Source organism: Methylobacterium nodulans ORS 2060 (assembly GCF_000022085.1).
GTDB classification, from domain to species: domain Bacteria; phylum Pseudomonadota; class Alphaproteobacteria; order Rhizobiales; family Beijerinckiaceae; genus Methylobacterium; species Methylobacterium nodulans.
In genome coordinates this window covers 521,541-539,549 of record NC_011894.1, presented here as the reverse complement: position 1 = coordinate 539,549, position 18,009 = coordinate 521,541, and the positions used below count along the sequence as shown (strand labels likewise).

At 69.9% G+C, this 18,009-nt stretch carries 18 protein-coding genes; 6 read left to right on the top strand and 12 right to left on the bottom strand.

The window, feature by feature from the left end; all coding sequences use genetic code 11:
* Positions 1 to 279 precede the first annotated feature (279 nt).
* Positions 280 to 1,098 (top strand): nucleotidyltransferase family protein, encoded by an 819-nt coding sequence (locus MNOD_RS02380; RefSeq protein WP_015927235.1) that lies wholly within the window; start codon positions 280 to 282, stop codon positions 1,096 to 1,098.
* Positions 1,091 to 1,813: a metallophosphoesterase family protein gene (locus tag MNOD_RS02375; RefSeq protein ID WP_015927234.1), complete on the top strand. Its 723-nt coding sequence runs from the start codon at positions 1,091 to 1,093 to the stop codon at positions 1,811 to 1,813. Before MNOD_RS02380 ends, MNOD_RS02375 begins: the two co-directional genes overlap by 8 nt.
* Positions 1,814 to 1,830: 17 nt before the next feature.
* On the opposite strand, the gene MNOD_RS02370 is transcribed toward MNOD_RS02375, so the two are convergent.
* The 11 genes from MNOD_RS02370 to MNOD_RS02320 form a co-directional block, all read right to left on the bottom strand.
* Positions 1,831 to 2,817, bottom strand: coding sequence for an SDR family oxidoreductase (locus tag MNOD_RS02370; protein ID WP_015927233.1), 987 nt, complete (start codon positions 2,815 to 2,817; stop codon positions 1,831 to 1,833).
* Between the two features lie 184 nt (positions 2,818 to 3,001).
* The gene (locus MNOD_RS02365) at positions 3,002 to 3,694 is read right to left on the bottom strand and encodes a DUF4336 domain-containing protein (RefSeq protein ID WP_015927232.1); all 693 of its coding nucleotides are present in this window, start codon (positions 3,692 to 3,694) and stop codon (positions 3,002 to 3,004) included.
* A gap of 27 nt (positions 3,695 to 3,721) precedes the next feature.
* A complete protein-coding gene (locus MNOD_RS02360; protein ID WP_043747872.1) occupies positions 3,722 to 4,312 on the bottom strand; it encodes a TetR/AcrR family transcriptional regulator in 591 nt (196 codons plus the stop codon).
* Positions 4,313 to 4,750: 438 nt separating this feature from the next.
* Positions 4,751 to 5,548, bottom strand: a complete 798-nt coding sequence (locus MNOD_RS02355) for a GntR family transcriptional regulator (protein ID WP_015927231.1) — start codon at positions 5,546 to 5,548, stop codon at positions 4,751 to 4,753.
* A 116-nt stretch (positions 5,549 to 5,664) separates the two neighbouring features.
* Entirely contained in the window at positions 5,665 to 6,426 is a 762-nt protein-coding gene (locus MNOD_RS02350) for an ABC transporter permease (RefSeq protein ID WP_015927230.1), read from the bottom strand.
* Complete coding sequence (locus MNOD_RS02345) at positions 6,423 to 7,349, bottom strand: ABC transporter ATP-binding protein (protein ID WP_015927229.1); 927 nt, start codon at positions 7,347 to 7,349, stop codon at positions 6,423 to 6,425. Before MNOD_RS02345 ends, MNOD_RS02350 begins: the two co-directional genes overlap by 4 nt.
* A gap of 65 nt (positions 7,350 to 7,414) precedes the next feature.
* Positions 7,415 to 8,365: a S1C family serine protease gene (locus MNOD_RS02340; RefSeq protein ID WP_015927228.1), complete on the bottom strand. Its 951-nt coding sequence runs from the start codon at positions 8,363 to 8,365 to the stop codon at positions 7,415 to 7,417.
* 110 nt (positions 8,366 to 8,475) lie between these two features.
* Positions 8,476 to 8,847, bottom strand: a complete 372-nt coding sequence (locus tag MNOD_RS02335; protein WP_015927227.1) for a response regulator transcription factor — start codon at positions 8,845 to 8,847, stop codon at positions 8,476 to 8,478.
* A complete protein-coding gene (locus MNOD_RS02330) occupies positions 8,844 to 9,716 on the bottom strand; it encodes a S1C family serine protease (RefSeq protein ID WP_015927226.1) in 873 nt (290 codons plus the stop codon). Before MNOD_RS02330 ends, MNOD_RS02335 begins: the two co-directional genes overlap by 4 nt.
* Positions 9,717 to 10,152: 436 nt before the next feature.
* Positions 10,153 to 11,205, bottom strand: a complete 1,053-nt coding sequence (locus tag MNOD_RS02325; RefSeq protein WP_015926940.1) for an IS110-like element ISMno16 family transposase — start codon at positions 11,203 to 11,205, stop codon at positions 10,153 to 10,155.
* 246 nt (positions 11,206 to 11,451) lie between these two features.
* Positions 11,452 to 12,726 (bottom strand): glycosyltransferase family 4 protein, encoded by a 1,275-nt coding sequence (locus tag MNOD_RS02320; protein ID WP_015927225.1) that lies wholly within the window; start codon positions 12,724 to 12,726, stop codon positions 11,452 to 11,454.
* Positions 12,727 to 12,825: 99 nt separating this feature from the next.
* On the opposite strand from MNOD_RS02320, the gene MNOD_RS02315 reads away from it, so the two are divergent.
* Together MNOD_RS02315 and MNOD_RS02310 are read left to right on the top strand one after the other, a co-directional pair.
* Entirely contained in the window at positions 12,826 to 14,094 is a 1,269-nt protein-coding gene (locus MNOD_RS02315) for a glycosyltransferase family 4 protein (protein ID WP_015927224.1), read from the top strand.
* 73 nt (positions 14,095 to 14,167) lie between these two features.
* Positions 14,168 to 15,583: a DegQ family serine endoprotease gene (locus MNOD_RS02310; RefSeq protein ID WP_015927223.1), complete on the top strand. Its 1,416-nt coding sequence runs from the start codon at positions 14,168 to 14,170 to the stop codon at positions 15,581 to 15,583.
* Here the strand turns inward: MNOD_RS02310 and MNOD_RS02305 are convergent.
* Positions 15,573 to 15,782: a hypothetical protein gene (locus tag MNOD_RS02305; protein ID WP_015927222.1), complete on the bottom strand. Its 210-nt coding sequence runs from the start codon at positions 15,780 to 15,782 to the stop codon at positions 15,573 to 15,575. The two genes, MNOD_RS02310 and MNOD_RS02305, sit on opposite strands and share 11 nt — an antisense overlap.
* 268 nt (positions 15,783 to 16,050) lie before the next feature.
* On the opposite strand from MNOD_RS02305, the gene MNOD_RS02300 reads away from it, so the two are divergent.
* Positions 16,051 to 16,470, top strand: coding sequence for a DUF2852 domain-containing protein (locus tag MNOD_RS02300; RefSeq protein ID WP_015927221.1), 420 nt, complete (start codon positions 16,051 to 16,053; stop codon positions 16,468 to 16,470).
* Between the two features lie 130 nt (positions 16,471 to 16,600).
* Positions 16,601 to 17,857, top strand: coding sequence for a GTP cyclohydrolase II (locus MNOD_RS02295; RefSeq protein ID WP_015927220.1), 1,257 nt, complete (start codon positions 16,601 to 16,603; stop codon positions 17,855 to 17,857).
* Positions 17,858 to 18,009 lie beyond the last annotated feature (152 nt).

Here is an 18,009-nt window from a genome sequence, read left to right as displayed (position 1 = left end):
TCTCGAAGGGTCGATGCCAAGCCTCAGGCTTGGCGACCCTTCGAGACCGAAACCAACGGGCATTGTCAAAGCCCGCCGGCATGAGTTCACCACCGGCTGCCGCCTGACGGATGAGCCCTGACGCGGCCGCAAGGCGCCCCCCGATGGCAGCCCCACCGGCCCTCAAGCTAATGGTTGCTCAACATGAGGAACGGGGCGGCGTCCATGCAGGTCAGGTGCGATTGAGGCGGGCGGCCTAGTGCTCCGGAACCGGAGCCGCTCCCGGTCGGTTGGAGCGGGATGCCGGATCCCCGCTCTCCCCTGCCGCAGGTCATCGCGAAGGCGGAGCCAACGCTCGTCAGCCCGGAGGCCGAGGCCTTCTATGCCGAGGCGATCTCCCGGCTCGTCGCCTCGGGCCTGCCCTTCCTTCTTGCCGGCACCTACGCGGTCAGCGCCTATACGGGGATCACCCGCGAGACGAAGGATCTCGACGTCTTCTGCAAGGCCGGGGATGCGCCGCGCATCCTCGCCCATTTCCAGGACCTCGGCTACACGGTCGCCATCGAGGACGAGCGTTGGCTTGGCAAGGTCTTCGGCGACGGGCATTTCTTCGATGTGATCTACGCCTCGCCGAGCGGCGCGACCCCGGTCACCGAGGCGTGGTTCGCCCATGCCCACCAGATCGAATTGTTCGGCCATACCGTGCGGATCATCGGGCCGACCGAACTCGTCTGGTCGAAGGCCTTCATCCAGATGCGCAACCGCTTCGACGGCGCCGACGTGGCGCACACGATCCTGCGGGCACACGAGGCAATCGATTGGACGCGGCTCCTCGCCTACATGGAGCAGCACTGGGAATTGCTGCTCATGCATCTCCTCGCCTTCCGCTGGATCTACCCGACCGACCGCGAGGTGGTGCCGGCTTGGCTCCTCGACGAGCTGCTCGACCGGCTCGCCCAGCTGCGCAAGCTGCCGCCGCCGCAGATGAAGATCTGCCGCGGACGCATGCTGTCGCGGGTCGATTACGCGATCGACGTCAAGGAATGGGGCTACGCGGATCTCGGTGGCGAGGGCGCGTGGCGGGACGACATCACGGAGAATGCTCAGGACCATGGCTGACCGCACCGGATCGCTCAAGGTCGCCGCCATCGGTGATCTTCACGTCAAGGAAGAGGGGCAGACCTCGTACCGGGACCTGTTCGGCGAGATCTCGCGGGAGGCCGACGTGCTGGTTCTCGCGGGCGACCTGACCGATCTCGGCACGGCGCGGGAAGCGGAGATCCTCGCCGAGGAGCTGCGCGCCTGCGCGATCCCGGTGGTCGGGGTGCTCGGCAATCACGATTACGAATCGGGGACGCCCGAGGAGGTCTGCCGCATCCTGCGCCAGACCGGGATGCGGCTCCTGGAGGGACAGTCGGTCGAGATCGAGGGTGTGGGATTCGTCGGCGTGAAGGGCTTCGTGGGCGGCTTCGGGCGCTTCACGCTCGGCGCCTTCGGCGAGGCCGCCATCAAGGCCCTGGTGGCCGAGAGCCAGCACGAGGCGATGCGGCTCGAGAATGCCATGCGGCATGTGGCGAGCCGCCGGGCCCTCGTGGTGCTGCACTACGCACCGGTCGCCGCGACGGTGCAGGGCGAGCCGCCCGAGATCTTCCCCTTCCTCGGCTCCTCCCGCCTCGCCGAGACGATCGACCGGTTCGAGGTCGGCGCCGTGGTGCACGGCCACGCGCACCGGGGCACCTTCGAAGGCCGCACGCCCGGCGGTGTCCCGGTCTACAACGTGGCGATCCAGATCCCGAAGCCGAACGGCCGACCCTACGCGCTGCTGGAGCTCTGAGCCGGCCGGAGCCCGGATCAACGCGCCCGCGCCGCCGCCCGGGTCGAGGCGAGCAGCATCAGGCCGGCGGCGCCCATGACCGCGCCGACCGTGCTCAGCGTGCGCGCCGAGGGCAGGCCCTTGCGGGCCCGCCAGCCGCCGCTCGTCCGCGGCCGTTCGGGAACCGGTGCGCGGATCGCCCCGTGCGTGATCGGCGCCGGCCGAGCCCGGTCGAGGGCCCGATGGATGGCGATGCCCATCAGGTGCTCGGTCGGCCAGGGGGCGAGCGCATAGGCGGCCTGGGCGAGGCGGGCGGGCCAGCCCACCGCGACCTCATCGTGGGGATGGCGCACGAGATACACGAAGGTCTCGGCCACGTCTTCGGGCGCGTAGACGAGCGGCCCGGTGTCGATGGCGCGCCCGGAGACGTTCGCCCCGTGCTCCAGCCCGGGCGTGTCCACGATCGTGGGGAAGACCGAGCAGACGTGGATGTGCCGGTGGCGGCGCAACTCCTGGCGCAGGCTCGCGGTGAAGCCGCGCAGGCCGAACTTGCTCGCCGTGTAGGCCGCCGCGAAGGGGGTGGGTGCCCAGCCGCCGAGCGAGATGGTGGTGATCAGCGTCCCGTGGCCCTGGCGCAGGAAATAGGGCAGGGCGGCGTAGGCGCCGTAGACGCCGCCGAGCAGGTTGACCTCGATGGTGCGGCGGTGGAGGTCGAGGGGCGCGTCCTGGAACGGGCCGAACACGCCGGTGCCGGCGTTGTTGATCCAGACGTCGAGGCCCCCGAAGGCCTCGTGCGCGGTGCGGGCGAGGTGCTCGACCGCGTCGGGGTCGGTGACGTCCGTCGGCACGGGGATCGCCTTCCCGCCCTGCGCGCGGCACTCCCGCGCCAGATCTTCCAGGGCCTCGCGGCGCCGGGCGGCGAGCGCCACCCGGGCGCCCCGACGCGCGAAGGCCAGGGTGGCCGCGCGGCCGATGCCGCTCGATGCGCCGGTGATCACAACCACGGCATGGCGCAGGTCGGTCATGCGAACCTCCGGGTCGGGGTGTCTGGCAACGCAACCCCGGCCTTGGGGCCGATGTTCCGTCCGCTCGGGTGCCCACAGCACAGGCAGCGATCGCGCGGGCGTCGCTCGCGCGGCAGTACAGCAATGCCCCGTCATGATCTTCATCACGCGCTGATGGCAGCGGCGGTTCAGGGCCAAATGACTTTCAGGCTACCAACCATCTGAATGCACGCCGCAGGAATGCTTGGCTGTCTTCGATGACAGGCGTTCCATGCGCCATCAACACCTTTTCAGAGGGCCATGCGAGAATGCGTTCGAGCGATCCGCGGGCCGCATGGCGATTGGTGAAGGCTGCGCGGAACTTTCGAGGCACCGATGGTTCCGGGCCAAGCATAAGGTCCCATTTCGCAACGATCGAGCGCCAGCCCGAAAACCAGCCGGCGGGAAATTGCTGGATCAGATCGGTGAAGATCACGGTGCCGCTCTTGCGGTGAAAAAACACCGCCTCACTGGTTATCGCGTTGCCTCGCACTACAACGTATTCGATCTCTCCGGACCACTCCGGAACTGACGCGCCGTCCAGCTCGTCGTCAAATGCTATGTCTTTGCGCTTCTCTTGCAGTCCAGGAGCGGCATAGATCCGTGCATCTGGATAAGCATGCTTCCAATCAGCGATGAACAGGTGATGCAGCGAGTTGGGCGCCACCAGATAGCGGACCTTTCCGAGAGCATCGACATCGGCGCGAAGGTCCTCCGTCAATGCAACTGGCGACCATACGAAAAGGTTTTCGCCAGACAGACTTATGACAACCATGCGCGTCGGGTAGTGAAATCCAAGCATGGCCACGACATCAGAACCATTGGCCGTCCATATCGCGTGACCAAATTCTTTCAACATGCTCGATCCTGCTGTCGGAAAACTCTGTTACGGGGTTGAACGTGAGGATTGCTCGCCGATGCCTTCGACAACGATACGGATGAGATGTCTGATGTCCTCCTGGCTGAATGGCCTGCCTGAAAGAGCCGTGAGCATGGCTTGGGCATAGATGCCGAGCAGAACGAGCGACATGAAATTAGGGTCGTCATCCTTGCGAATGACACCCTGCCGTTGGCCAAGAACGAGAAGGTCTCGGACGAGCCGCTGGAAGGAGGGACGATCTGGCGGAGGTTCAAGAGATGGCCGCTCCGTGGGGGCAAGGGCAAGTCTCGCAATGGAAGGATTAGCCAAGCACCAGCTCGCGCTGTCGAGAAAGACTTTCTCAAGGAGCACAAGGACGTCTTCATTCACCTCCATGCGCGCACGATAAATCTCATCTCCGGCCTCCACACGGGCGATGAGATGAAGTGCGATTTCCTCTTTCGAGCTGAACAGATTGTAGACCGTCTTGCGGGTCAGACCTGCGCGCGTCGCGATTTCCTCTACCGATGTGTTAGTAAAACCCAGCTCTCGAAACGCTTCGTCAGCAGCGTCGAGGATGAGGCTTCGAGACCGTTCCGTTCGCTTGGGGGATGTCATTTTTACACATTAGTGTAAATTTACTCATATGTAAATAACAAATTGCCCGTGTGGATATATGCAACTTAAAACTGAAACATATCCAAAAACGAACGAGCGTATAAATCGCACTTTCGATCAGTGAGCGCGATGTCCCGAACAGAACGATCCCGCAGGCAAATCCTTGACGCCGCCATCATCGAATGCCCGGCTGTCGCAGGCGCCGCTGAACATTCCCGACATCCACCCCGGTATTGCCGAAACCTATCGGAGCAGGATCGAGCGACTGACCGCCGCGCTCGCTCATCCCGACGACGCGCCGGAGATGGCCGAGGCCATCCGTGAGGTGATCGAGCGCATCGTCATCACCCCTGGCCCGACGCGTCACGACCTCAGCATCACCCTGCAAGGCGAGCTTGGCACCATCCTTGGTTGGATCGAGCGCACTGGCAAACCCGGCTACAGGCCCAAGCCCGACACCCCCTCATCCCGTTTGTCGGTCTCGGTCAAAACAGGGGGATCGATCCCGGACATGTCGAAATATTCCGCGTTGAGCCAGGCGATGCCGCCGAGCTCCGCGAGCAGGCCGTCGAGATGCGCGCCCATGGCGGCGCAGGCCGCGGCGGGGTCGCGTGCCCGGATGGCGTCGAGCACCGCCCGGTGCTCGATGAGGATGCGCGCGAACCGTCCCGGCTGCGGCAGGGTGAGGCGCCGGAAGCGGTCGACCTGGATCTTCACCTGCCGGGTCAGCCGCCACAGGCCCGGATAGCCGGCCGCCCCCGCGACCGCGGCATGGAAATCCTCGTCCCGCTGCCGGAAGGCCTCACGGTCTTGATCCGCCGCGGCCTCGTCCAGGGCGACCATGATGCGGTCGAGAGCGGCGAGATCGGCAGGCTTCGCGTGCTCGGCCGCAAGCCGGGCGCTCGATTCCTCGAGCGCCCGGCGGATCACGATGACCTCCGGCAGGTCGCGATAGGGAATGCGGGCGACGTAGGTTCCGGCTTGGGGGAAGATCTCGACCAGCCCCTCGTCGGCGAGCTTCAGCATCGCCTCGTGGACCGGCGTGCGGCTCACGCCGTAGCGGGCGGCGATCTCCTTCTCGTTGATCGGCTGGCCGGGCAGTCGGGCGAGGGAGGCGATCTCGGTCCGCAGCTCCTGGCAGATCACCGTCGCGGCGGACGGCGCCCGGCCCGGCCGCGGCGTGGACGGGATGCGGTTCGGCGCCTTGCGCATCATCGGCGTGGGGATGTCCGCCATCAATGTCGTCCCTCAGCCCGCCGGCGCTCGGGCGCCGGTCTCGGAGGGTCTCACTGAGCCGCACCGTAGACTGAGATATCAGATCGGCAAGAGGGTGCGCTCGGGAAGGGGTGCGGTCAGGTCTTCAGCCGGTAGCCGGTCCGGAACATCCAGGTGACGAGGGCGAGGCAGATCGCCAGGAAGGCGAGCGCCATCACGAGGCTCACCCCCACGCTGACATCGCCATGCCCGTAGAAGCTCCAGCGGAAGCCGCTGATCAGGTAGACGACCGGGTTGACGAGGCTGAGCCCCCGCCAGAAGGGCGGCAGCATGTCGATGGAGTAGAAGCTCCCGCCCAAGAAGGTCAGCGGCGTGACGATGAGGAGCGGCACGAGCTGGAGCTTCTCGAACCCGTCCGCCCACAGGCCGATGACGAAGCCGAACAGGCTGAAGGTCACCGCGGTGAGCACCAGGAACAGCACCATCCAGACCGGGTGCTCGATGCGGATCTGCACGAAGAGCGACGCCGTCGCCAGGATGATGAGCCCGAGCAGGATCGACTTCGAGGCGGCTGCCCCGACATAGCCGGCGACGATCTCGATGGGCGAGATCGGGGCGGAGAGGATCTCGTAGATCGTGCCGGAGAAGCGCGGGAAGTAGATGCCGAAGGAGGCGTTCGCGATGCTCTGCGTGAGGAGCGAGAGCATGATCAGCCCCGGCACGATGAAGGCGCCGTAGGGCACCCCCTCGATGACCGTCAGGCGCGAGCCGATCGCCGCGCCGAAGACCACGAAGTAGAGCGAGGTCGAGATCACGGGCGCCACGATGCTCTGCAGCAGTGTGCGCCAGGTGCGCGCCATCTCGAAGCGATAGATGGCGCGGATCGCGGGCCAGTTCATGCGGGATCCTTGACGAGGCCGACGAAGATGTCCTCGAGCGAGCTCTGCCGGGTGTGAAGGTCGCGGAAGCGGATGCCGGCCGCGCGCAGGTCCGTGAGCAGGGCCGTGATGCCGGTGCGCTCGCCCTGGCTGTCGTAGGTGTAGGTGAGTTCGGTGCCGTCCTCCGAGAGGTCGAGGCGGTGGGCCGAGAGCGTGTCCGGCACCGCGACGAGGCGGGTCTGAAGCTGGAGGGTGAGCTGCTTGGTGCCGAGCTTGCGCATCAGCTCGGTCTTGTCCTCGACCAGGATGATCTCGCCGCGGCGAATCACGCCCACCCGGTCGGCCATCTCCTCGGCCTCCTCGATGTAGTGGGTGGTGAGGATCACGGTGACGCCCTGGTCGCGCAGCCGCCGCACGAGGCGCCACATGTCCTGGCGGAGCGCGACGTCGACGCCCGCCGTCGGCTCGTCGAGGAAGAGCACCTGCGGCTCGTGCGACAGCGCCTTGGCGATCAGCACCCGCCGCTTCATGCCGCCCGAGAGGGTCATGATCCGGCTGTCGCGCTTCTCCCACAGCGAGAGATCCTTCAGCACCCGCTCGATATGGGCCGGGTCCGGCCTCAGGCCGAACAGGCCGCGGCTGAAGCTCACCGTCGCCCAGACGGTCTCGAAGGCATCGGTGGTGAGTTCCTGCGGCACAAGGCCGATGAGGCGGCGCGCCTTGCGGTACTCCGCCCGGATGTCGTGCCCGTCCACCGTGACGCGGCCTTCGGTCGGGCTGACGATGCCGCAGATGATGCCGATGAGCGTCGTCTTGCCCGCCCCGTTCGGGCCGAGCAGGGCGAAGATCTCGCCGCGGCGGATCTCGAGGGAGACGGATTTCAGCGCCTGGAACCCGGAGGCGTAGACCTTCGACAGGTTGGCGACGGCGATGATCGGCGACATCACGCTCCGGCGGGTTGGCGGGGCCGGCGCGCCCTCTAGCACATCGCGGGGCCGGCGAAACGCGCTCACGGGCCGCGCTCGCTCGGAACCACGGCGTGATCGCGCACCGCGCCGTCGCGCAGCACCGTGACGGCGACCGGGCGCCCGATCCGCCCCGCGCCGAGGAGTCGCACGAGGTCGTCGGCGCCCGCGACCGGGGCGCCGTCGAGGGCGAGGATCACGTCGCCGGCCTTGAGGCCGCCACGGGCGGCGGGGCCCTCGGGCACCACCTCGCCGATCCGCACCGCCTGCGGCCCAGCGCCGACCGCGACCGCGATCCGCCGGGGTAGCGGCAGGGTCTGGGCGACGATGCCGAGATGGGCCCGCCGCACTCGCCCGTGCGCGACGAACTCGCCGACGACGAATCGCGCGGTGTTGCTGGAGACCGCGAAGCACAGGCCCTGCGCGCCGCCGATCATCGCCGTGGCGATGCCCACGACCTCGCCCGACGCGGCGACGAGCGGCCCGCCCGAATTGCCGGGATTGAGCGCGGCATCGGTCTGGATGACGTCGTCGATCAGCCGGCCGCTGCGGGCGCGCAGGGTCCGCCCGAGCGCCGAGACGACGCCCGCCGTCACGGTCGATTCGAAGCCGAGCGGGTTGCCGATGGCTACGACGAGGTGGCCGCGGCGCAGGCGCTTGGACTCGCCGAGCCGCGCGGCCGCCGTCCCGGCGGGGAGGTCCGCCCGCAGCAGCGCGAGGTCTGTGTCGGGATCGTCGCCGATGACGGTCGCCTCCGCGCCGGCGCCGTCCGCCAGCGCGAGGCGGACCCGGCGGCCGCCCGCGACCACGTGGCTGTTGGTGAGCACGAGCCCGTCGCCCGCGATGACGACGCCCGAGCCGAGGCCGCGCCCAGGGCTCTCGACCCTGACCACGGCCGGACCGACCGCCTCGACGATGCCGGCGACGGTTCGGGAATAGGCGTCGAGGGGCGCGTCGCGCAGATCGTCGTCCGGGATGGAGGCATCATGCAGCATGGCGGATCTCTGCGAAGCGGGAATCGCCGAACGGGGAGGTCGCGACGCTCCTCAAGGTGAGGCGCGTCGCGGGTGCCGATGGCATCGAGGCGGTTTCATGCCGGGAGACCTCACAGGTGGATCACACCGCGCCGGGCCGCATGGGCGACGGCATCGGTGCGGCCGGTCGCGTCGAGCTTGTCGAGGAGCGAGCCGACATGGAATTTCGCCGTGTGGACCGAGATGCCGAGGCGCCGGGCGATCGCCTTGTTCGAGGCACCCTCGGCGAGCAGGCTCAGCACTTCGATCTCGCGGGGCGTCAGGCCGACATCGGGGCCGGCATCGGGCGTCGCCGCGCTGCCGGGAGGCAGGGTCAGGACCGCGTCCGCGGCCTCGCCCGGGCGCGCGAGGCGCAGGCCCGGCACATCCGCGAGCAACGCCACCAGCCGGTCCGCGAGGCCCGGCTCCGCCACCTCGAGGGCGATGACGATGGGATCGCTCACGGCCTCTCGCCGATGGTCAGGGCCACCTCCAGCGGGGCGCCGCCGCGGCTGATAGCGAGCGTCACCGTGCTGCCTGGGCTGCCCGGGCCGAGGGCCGCCTGGAGCATCCCGAGGCCCCGGATCGGCTGCCCGTTCCAGGCGGTGATCATGTCACCCTGGCGCAGGCCGGCCTGCGCGCCGGGGCCGCCGGGCTCGACGCTCATCACCATCAGGCCCGTGCTGCCGTCCTCGCGCCGCACCGCCTGGAGGCCGAGGCCGAGATAGCCGAGGGGAATCCGGCCGCTGGATTCGAGATGGGGCGCGACCCGGCCGATCGTGGCGGCCGGGATCACGAGGGCCCGGCGGCGCGGTCCGAACACCACCATGCCGATCGCGCGCCCGGCCGGGTCGAGGGCGAGACCGCCCTCGCCGGAGCGGCGCAGCGCCAGATCGAGTTCGATCCGCGCGTCGATCTCGCCACCGCGCAGGCTGCGCCAGGCCGGGCCCGCGCGCGAGACGAGGCCGAGCGCGACCGTCGGCGCGCCCTCCTCGGCGCCGACCGCGACGGCGAGGCTGCCGGCGGCCACCGGCCCGGGATCGAGGGGAGCCGGCGGCAGGTCGGAGCGCCCGATGCGCAGGAGCGCGATGTCGGTCGAGGGATCGCGGCCCGCGAGCGTCGCCGCCACGGTTGCGCCGTCGGCGGTGTGCACGGTGATCGCGCCCTCCTCGGCCAGCGCCTCGTCGGCGGTGACGATGAGGCCGGACTTCCAGGCGAAGCCGCTCGCGCGGTGCCGGTGGGAGTGGACCGCGACGATGCTCGGCGCTGTGCGGGCGACGAGCCCGGCGAGGTCCTGTGAGAAGGCCAGAAGGGGAGAGGCGGGATCGGGCATCGCGGGGGCTCCTGAGCGGATTCCCGGAATGTGAGGTGTGCGGGCAAGCCTGGCACCTGCCCGGGTGGGGAGGTGCGCGCGCTCGCGCATTCGCAGACCGGATCAGAGATTTTCCGCCCCTTTCCCGGACGACTGGAGCGATAGCGGAAGGAAATCCGGGACCCATATGTGGACGGCCCGTTCTCGCAAGCGGACAATCCCGGTCCGGCTCTGCCGTTGCATCCATATGTTCGGCCTTCGGGTGCGGCTCTGCCGACCGCGGCCCAGGTGGTGGTGCGCGACACGCCGCCCAATCAGCACAGTGACCTCGAACGGCCCTTGGATCCCCCGGAGTGAGGCATGTCACGACAGCCGAGCTGACCAACCATCTCCCGCTTGCAAGCTCATGGGCGCCTCACCGGCCCCCGGTTCCCTCCTGATCGCGCCACCGGCCCGGTCAGGCCCGGGCCGGCTCCGCCCCTCCCATCGGCGGGCCGGCCCGGGCCGGGTCGTAGCTCGCCCCGCTCACCAACAGCCGCCAGGCGATCCGCGCCAGCTTGTTGGCCAGCGCCACCGCCACCAGCCGCCGCGCCTTGCGCGCCACCAGCCGCGTCAGCCAGCCCGCCAGCCCCGCGCTCTCCGGCTTGAGCTGGCGCAGCACCGCCATCGCGCCGGCCACCAGCACGCTGCGCAGTTGCTCGTCGCCCGCCCGCGTGATCCCGCCCAGCCGCGGCTTGCCCGCGGTCGCGTGATCCTTGGGCGTCAGCCCCAGCCAGGCCGCAAAGTCCCGCCCGCTGCGGAACGCCTGGGGGGCCGGCGTCTTCAGCACCAGCAGCGCCGCGCCCACCGGACCGATCCCCGGCACGGCGCTCAGCCGCCGGCAGCTGGCGTTGCCCCGCTGCCACACTTTGAGCTGGCGGTCGGCCTCCTGCACCCGGGCCTCGATCTCCTGGTACTCGGCCCACAGCGCCGCAAACAGCGGGCGGGCCAGAGCCGGCACGCGCGGGTCCTCGGCCAGGCGCGCGACCAGTTCCGCGAGACGGGCCAGCCCCTGAGGCGCCGCCAGCCCGAACTCGGCCGCATACCCGCGCAGGCTGTTGCTGACCTGGGTGCGCCGCTTGAGCCATTGCTCGCGCAGGCCCGTGAGCATCAGCGCCGCCTGCTGCTCGGCGGTCTTGACCGGCACGAAGCGCATCTGCGGCCGGCTGACCGCCTCGCACAGGCCCGCCGCATCGGCCGCGTCGGTCTTGGAGCCGGGCACGTAGGGCTTGACGTGCTGGGGCGCGATCAGGCGCACCGTGTGGCCCAGCCCGGCCAGGGTGCGGGCCCAGTGATGCGAGGCCCCGCAGGCTTCCAGCGCCACCAGGCAGGGCGGCTGCTGGGCGAAGAAGGCCAGCATCTTGCTGCGCGACAGCTTCAGCTTCAGCACCGGCCGCTCGGCCGCATCGACCCCGTGCAGCTGGAAAACAGACTTGGACGTATCCAGCCCAATGCGGATAATCTCGCTCATGGACGGCCTCCTCGGATGAGATCCTGACGACCTCATTCTGGCACACACTGATGCCGTGGGGGGCCGTCCACACCATCAGCACAAGGACGTGCCGCGAAGCGGCTCAATAGTCCAGCACTGGCGCTGACAATGCGGTCGCTGCGCGACGTCTTCTGCTGGGTCCCGGGTCGCATTCCGCTGACGCTGCATGCGCCCGGGACAGGGGGGCTGGCGAGAAGAGATTGGGCAAGGCGATCCTCGATCGCGTCAGCCGACGGGGGCGAGCCGGGGCCGGTCTCCGGCCCGCGCCGCCGCGGGCTCCGCCGAGCCTTGCCGCAGGACGAGCCCGTAGACCTCCTCCAGCCGGTCGCAATGGGCCGACAGCGTCAGGGGCTTCGCCCAGTAGCGCCGGTAGGCTTCGGCGCCGAGGGCCGTGACGGTGGCCGGGTCCCGGAGGCGGGTGAGGCGTTCGGCGAGGGCCGCGGCGTCGCCCGACGGAAACCAGTAGCCCGTCTCGCCATCCGCTACCGCCTCGCGGCCCGCGCAGGCATCGCTGACGACGACCGGCGTGCCGAGCGCCAGCGCCTCATAGACCGTCAGCGGCTGGCCCTCGTACCAGATCGACGGGAAGACCAGGGCGGAGGCGGCCCGCAAGGCGTCCCGCACGCCCGCCGCATCCCGCCAGCCGAGGAGTCGCGCCTCGGGATAAAGCCGGCGCAGGGTCTCGGCCTCCGGCCCGTCGCCGACGAAGACCGGCGCGATGCCGGCAAGCCGCGCCGCCTCCGCCAGCAGTACCACGCCCTTCTCGGTGGAGAGGCGGCCCACATAGGTGATGGGCCCGCTCGCGCCCGCTGGTTTCGGCCCCGCATCCTCGACCGCAATCGGGTTGTCGATGCGGTGGCGGCGCACCCCCGGCGGCAGCAGGGGGCCGGCCACCTCCTCCTGCAGGGCGCTGATCGTCACGACGTCCCGGATGCCCTCCGGCCAGCGCGCCACACGCTCCAGCAGCAGGTGGCGGGCGAGCCGCATCGCCTTGCGGGGATAGCTGCGCATGTCGCAATTCGCCGCCATGCAGGCGCCCGAGAGCGGCCTGCGATGGCAGATTTCGTGCCGGCGGTAGTCGTAGAGCCCGCCATTCGGGCAGACGAGGAAGAACTCGTGCATCGTGTAGAGGGCGGGCAGCCCGGCCCGCCGGATCGCCGCGAAGATCGACGGCGAGAGCGCCTTCGCCCAGGCATGCATGTGGACGAGGGTGTGGCGCGGGTCGCGGCCGGCGAGCAGACCCGCGAGCGCCCGCTCGGCCGGCCCGTTCCACAACATCTGGCCCGCGAAGGCGAGTTTCGAGGTGGCGGTCGTGATGTCGGGCTGGCCGAGGCAGGTGACGCCGATTCCGGCCGCAGCGAGCCGCGGATCCACCGGCCCGACCGCGGCGAGCAGATCCACCCGGTGGCCACGCGCCGCAAGCCCGAGGGCGGATTCGATCGCGACCTTCGCCTGTCCGCCATTGACGTGGCCGTGATCGAGAATGAGGACGACGTCCATGAAAAACCTGCTCCGCCGGAGGACCTGTTTACGGGCCGGCAGTTGAGCCCCGGTAAAGTCGCGCCACACCGCCCGCCGGGCGGGCGCGGGATTTTTCCCATGCACGTCGCCATCCTGACGAATTTCTGCCTGCCGCGCGGCGGGGGCGAGAAGGTCGCGATCGAATCCGCTCGTGGGCTCGCCGAGGCGGGCGTGGCGGTGAGCTTCCTGCATGGCGTGGACGGGCCCGCCGACCCGATGCTCGATCACCCGGGCATCCGGCGCATCGGCCTCGGGCTGACGGATGTGTGGGACGAGCCGGCCTGGCGCGGCGCGCGCGACGGCATCTGGAACCGGCTGGCCGCAAGGCGCCTTCGCGCGGCGCTCGCGGAGCTGCGCCCCGACTGCCTCCATCTCCACAACTGGACCCGCAGCCTCTCGCCCGCGGTGCTGCCGGTGCTGGCGGGATGCCGCCTGCCCGTCGCTGTCACGCTGCACGACTACTTCCTGGTCTGCCCGAACGGTGTCTATTACCGCTTCGACCGGGCCGAGCCCTGCAGCCTCGCTCCCCTCGGCGCCCGATGCCTCGCTTCTCCCTGCGATCCGCAATCGCGCGCCCACAAGCTGGTGCGCGTGGCGCGCGCGGCCGCGACCCGGATTGGTCTGATGCGGGGTTTTGGCGATCGGGCGATCGACCTCGTGCATGTCTCGGATGCGAGCCGGGCGCGGCTGGAGCCGATGCTGCCGGGAAGCGGTTTTCGCCATCACCGGATCGACAATCCGGTGCGGGTGGAGCGCCGTGCCCCCGCGGATCCGGCGCGCGGCGATGCGGTCGTCTTCGTCGGCCGCTTCACCCGGGAGAAGGGGGCGGACCTCGTCGCGGAGGCGGCCCGGATGGCCGGCCTGCCTGCCCTCTTCATCGGCGACGGGCCGCTCGCCGAAAAACTCGCTGCGATGCCGGGCGTCGAGGTGCTGGGCTGGCGCGAGCCCGCCGCCGTGGAGGCGCTGCTGCGGGCCCGGGCGCGGGCGGTCGTCGCCCCCTCCCGCTGGCTGGAGACGGGACCGCTCACCGTCTACGAGGCGCTCGCCTGCGGCATTCCGGCCATCGCCTCGAACCGGGCGGGGGCGGCCGCGCGGATCGTGCCGGGGGAGACGGGCTTCGTCACCGCGCCGGAGGCCCATCTTTTGGCCCGCATCTTTCATGACCTCGCCGACGACGCCCTCGCGCGGCGCATGGGGCTGGCGGCGCATGCGCGCTACTGGGCCGCGCCCCTGACCCTCGCGGCGCATGCGGAAGGCGCGGCCCGGCTCTACGCCACCATGATCGGCCGGCCGGCGCCGCTCGGCGCGACGGCCACGGCGCCATCTTTTCAGCGCAGTCCTGTATAGGGGAGAGAGGACGATTCGCCGGCTCGGGATCTCTTGGCCGGCACGTCCCTGATCTTGTCCGGAGCCCTGCCCGATGCGCCTTCCGACGCGCCTTGCCCTGGTCGCCGCGCTCGCCCTCGGCCCCGCCGCCGCCGTGGCCGACCCTGCTCCCCCGACGCGCGCCCTGCCGGAGAGCCGCGGGCAGGTGCAGCTCTCCTTCGCGCCCCTCGTGCGCAGGGCCGCGCCCTCCGTCGTCAACGTCTACGGCGCGCATGTCGAGAGGCGCTCGGCCAACCGCAACGCGATGGATGAGTTCCTGCGCCGCTTCTTCGGCGAGACCGGGCCGGGCGGCACCCAGGAGCGGGCGCAGCGCTCCCTCGGCTCGGGCGTGATCGTCGATGCCGCGGGCCTCATCGTCACCAACAACCACGTCATCGAGAACATGAACGAGGTGAAGGTGGCGCTGAGCGACCGGCGGGAATTCCCGGCGGAGATTGTTTTGCGCGACCCCCGCACCGACCTCGCGGTGCTGCGCATCAAGGCCCCGGGCGGGCTCTCCGCCATGGAATTCGGGGATTCCGAGGGGCTTCAGGTCGGCGATTTCGTGCTCGCCATCGGCAACCCGTTCGGCGTCGGCCAGACGGTGACGCAGGGCATCGTCTCGGCGCTCGCGCGCACGCAGGTCGGCTCGGCGGATTACCAGTTCTTCATCCAGACCGACGCGGCCATCAACCCGGGCAATTCGGGCGGCGCCCTCGTCGACCTCAACGGGCAGCTCGTCGGCATCAACACGGCGATCTTCTCGCAGTCGGGCGGCAGCCACGGCATCGGCTTCGCGATCCCGGCCAGCATGGTCAAGGCGGTGGTCGAGACCGCCAAGGGCGGCGGGCGCCTCGTGCGCCGGCCCTGGCTCGGCGCGCGGCTCCAGAACGTCACGCCGGACATCGCCGACAGCGTGGGCCTCGATCATCCGACCGGCGTGCTGGTCGCCAGCATGGTTGCCAAGAGCCCGGCCGAGGAAGCCGGCCTCAAGCGCGGCGACGTGATCCTGAGCGTCGACGACCGGCCCGTCGACGATCCCGAAGCCTTCGGCTACCGCTTCGCCCTCAAGGGGATCAGCGGCGAGACGAAGCTCGCGGTGCTGCGCGGATCGAACCGGATCACCGTGCCGGTCCGCCTCGCCCCCGCGCCGGAGACGCGGCCGCGCGACACGCTCAAGATCCGCACGCGCTCCCCCTTCCTCGGCGCCACGGCGATCAACCTCTCGCCGGCGGTGGCCGAGGAGCTTCAGCTCGATCTGCCGGCCGATGGCGTGGTGATCGCCGACGTCGATGGCGGCAGCATCGCCCACCGCGTCGGCCTCCAGAAGGGCGACGTGATCGTCGCGGTGAACGGGGTTCCGGTCACCACCACCAGGGATCTCGACCGCATCACCCGCGGCGCCCTCTCGGCCTGGGAGGTGACGATCAACCGCGGCGGGCAGCAGCTCACCTCGGTCTTCAGCGGCTGAGGCGCCCAAGCCCGAAGCCGAGATCGGCCTGGGCCCGCCCGCCCGGGATCGTCGCCAGCACGGCGCGGGGGGATTCCCGCATCAGCAGGGCGAGCGGCAGCAGCGCCGCCCAGCCGGCGATGGTCGCGGCGACCTCCCGCAGGCGCGCCGCGACCGGGGCGACGGGGAGGGGGCGGCCGTGCTGGTAGAGCGTGATCATTGGTGCGTCTCCGTTCCGGGCGATGCGAACGCGCATCCCATGCCCTTGAGTGCCGCGAGCCGATCGGATCCGTGTGCGCTGCCGCACGGGGCCGTACGGCACAGAAAACCCCCTCTCCCGTTCGGGAGAGGGGGTTTTCTGTGCCGTTTCGGAAACGAGCACGTGCCCGAATCCCGCTTACGATTCTCGTCCGTCCCGCCCTTGAAACCCTTCGGGCGCCCCCGCATGTAAATGTCGTTCACATTCACATCTCCCCGGGAGACACGACGTGACCTTCTCTTCCGCCCCCTGGTCGAACGGCCGCGCCTGCCGCGGCGCCGGTCCGTTCCCGCGCCGCTCCCTGGAGATCGGCGCGATCGTCCTCGGTTTCATCTATGTCTGGCCGCTCGCGGTCGCCTACGTGGTGTGGAAGCTCATGGGATATCCGGCCTTCGACGAACTGAAATCCTTCGCCGAGCGCGCCTTCCGCGGCGGATTTGGCGGCGCCGGGGCCTTCCGGCCGGGCACCGGCAACTGGGCCTTCGAGGAGTATCGCCAGCGCGAGCTGGAGCGCCTGGAGGAAGAGCGCCGCCGCCTCGAAGAGGAGAGCCGCGCCTTCGCGGAATTCGTCGAAGAGCTGAAGCGCGCCCGCGACCGCGAGCAGTTCGACGCCTTCATGGCCAAGCGCCGCGCCGGCTCGAACTACTGACGCTCTCAAAGATCTCCTCGAATCTTGACGGTTCGGCCGGATTCGGCCATCGTCATCGAGGTCAAGCCAACGAGGCTCCCCGGGCGGACAGCGCGGGGAGCCTTCGCCGTTCAGGATGAGGCGGGACCGCATGACCACATCCAACCGCTCGACGCATATCCGGCTCACCTCGCATCCCGAGCCGCGCGCCGCCCGCTGGCCGATCCGCTGGGGCGCGGCCGACCCGCGCGAGCGCGGGCCCGTCATCGGTACGGTCACCAACCCGGCCGACCGCAACGTGATCGGGGCGAATGGCGGCGCTTATTCGCTCTACCGGGCGCTCGCGATCGCCGGCCGCGCCCTCAATCCCCTGGCGCGGCCCGACCTCACCAACACGCATCCGGTGGTGCCGATCGGTCCGCACCCGCAATGGGCGGAGCCCGACCGGATCGTCTCGCTCGATCCCTGGGGTCACCTGCCGGGCGAGATCTTCGCCCGCGAGATCGCCACCGGCACCGACATCCGTCCGACCATCGCGGTCACCAAGGCCCGGCTCGGCCTGCCCGAGATCCTGGCGGCGATCGGTGCCCATCGCCTCGCACCCGATGGCAGCATCCTGCACGCGAGCGGCGACATTGCGGTCACCAAGATCGCGATCGACCCGGTCTGGTACCTGCCGGGCGTGGCTGCGCGCTTCGGCACCACCGAGACGGCGCTCCGCCGCACCCTGTTCGAGCAGACGGGCGGCATGTTCCCGGAACTCGTCACCCGGCCCGACATGCAGGTCTTCCTGCCGCCGATCGGCGGCTGCACGGTCTACATCATGGGCGACGCCGCGCGGATCGCCGAGCCCGGTACCCGCATCGCCTGCCGGGTGCACGACGAGTGCAACGGCTCGGACGTGTTCGGCTCGGACATCTGCACCTGTCGGCCCTATCTCACGCACGGCATCGAGGAATGCGTGCGCGAGGCGCAAGGGGGCGGCGTCGGCGTGATCGTCTACAACCGCAAGGAGGGGCGGGCCCTCGGCGAGGTGACGAAGTTCCTCGTCTACAATGCGCGCAAGCGGCAGGAAGGGGGCGATTCCGCCGCCACCTATTTCGAGCGCACCGAATGCGTGGCGGGCGTGCAGGACGCGCGCTTCCAGCAGCTCATGCCCGACGTGCTGCACTGGCTCGGCATCCGCCGCATCGACCGGCTGATGTCGATGTCCAACATGAAGTACGACGCGATCACCGGGTCGGGCATCGAGGTCGGCGAGCGGGTGCCGATCCCGCCGGAACTGATCCCGCCCGACGCCGCGGTCGAGATCGAGGCCAAGAAGGCGGCGGGCTACTACACGCCCGGCGAGGCGCCCGATGCCGCCGCCCTCGACACGGTGAAGGGGCGGGATCTCGACCGGTTCTGATGCGGGAGGATCGGTCTGGCAGACGGGCTGCTCCGCGATCGAAACCGACGGTTGTGGAGGCCGGACCGGCCCTCATGCTGAGGTGCTGCGTAGCAGCCTCGAAGCACGCCTGACCGGTGCTCTCATCCACCGGAGACTGAGGACCAGCGGTC

Bases quoted from the DNA above. Each gene is read 5' to 3' on its own strand.
- MNOD_RS02380 (WP_015927235.1), top strand. From the start codon at position 280: ATGCCGGATCCCCGCTCTCCCCTGCCGCAGGTCATCGCGAAGGCGGAG.
- MNOD_RS02375 (WP_015927234.1), top strand. From the start codon at position 1,091: ATGGCTGACCGCACCGGATCGCTCAAGGTCGCCGCCATCGGTGATCTT.
- MNOD_RS02370 (WP_015927233.1), bottom strand. From the start codon at position 2,817: ATGACCGACCTGCGCCATGCCGTGGTTGTGATCACCGGCGCATCGAGC.
- MNOD_RS02365 (WP_015927232.1), bottom strand. From the start codon at position 3,694: ATGTTGAAAGAATTTGGTCACGCGATATGGACGGCCAATGGTTCTGAT.
- MNOD_RS02360 (WP_043747872.1), bottom strand. From the start codon at position 4,312: ATGACATCCCCCAAGCGAACGGAACGGTCTCGAAGCCTCATCCTCGAC.
- MNOD_RS02355 (WP_015927231.1), bottom strand. From the start codon at position 5,548: ATGGCGGACATCCCCACGCCGATGATGCGCAAGGCGCCGAACCGCATC.
- MNOD_RS02350 (WP_015927230.1), bottom strand. From the start codon at position 6,426: ATGAACTGGCCCGCGATCCGCGCCATCTATCGCTTCGAGATGGCGCGC.
- MNOD_RS02345 (WP_015927229.1), bottom strand. From the start codon at position 7,349: ATGTCGCCGATCATCGCCGTCGCCAACCTGTCGAAGGTCTACGCCTCC.
- MNOD_RS02340 (WP_015927228.1), bottom strand. From the start codon at position 8,365: ATGCTGCATGATGCCTCCATCCCGGACGACGATCTGCGCGACGCGCCC.
- MNOD_RS02330 (WP_015927226.1), bottom strand. From the start codon at position 9,716: ATGCCCGATCCCGCCTCTCCCCTTCTGGCCTTCTCACAGGACCTCGCC.
- MNOD_RS02325 (WP_015926940.1), bottom strand. From the start codon at position 11,205: ATGAGCGAGATTATCCGCATTGGGCTGGATACGTCCAAGTCTGTTTTC.
- MNOD_RS02320 (WP_015927225.1), bottom strand. From the start codon at position 12,726: ATGGACGTCGTCCTCATTCTCGATCACGGCCACGTCAATGGCGGACAG.
- MNOD_RS02315 (WP_015927224.1), top strand. From the start codon at position 12,826: ATGCACGTCGCCATCCTGACGAATTTCTGCCTGCCGCGCGGCGGGGGC.
- MNOD_RS02310 (WP_015927223.1), top strand. From the start codon at position 14,168: ATGCGCCTTCCGACGCGCCTTGCCCTGGTCGCCGCGCTCGCCCTCGGC.
- MNOD_RS02305 (WP_015927222.1), bottom strand. From the start codon at position 15,782: ATGATCACGCTCTACCAGCACGGCCGCCCCCTCCCCGTCGCCCCGGTC.
- MNOD_RS02295 (WP_015927220.1), top strand. From the start codon at position 16,601: ATGACCACATCCAACCGCTCGACGCATATCCGGCTCACCTCGCATCCC.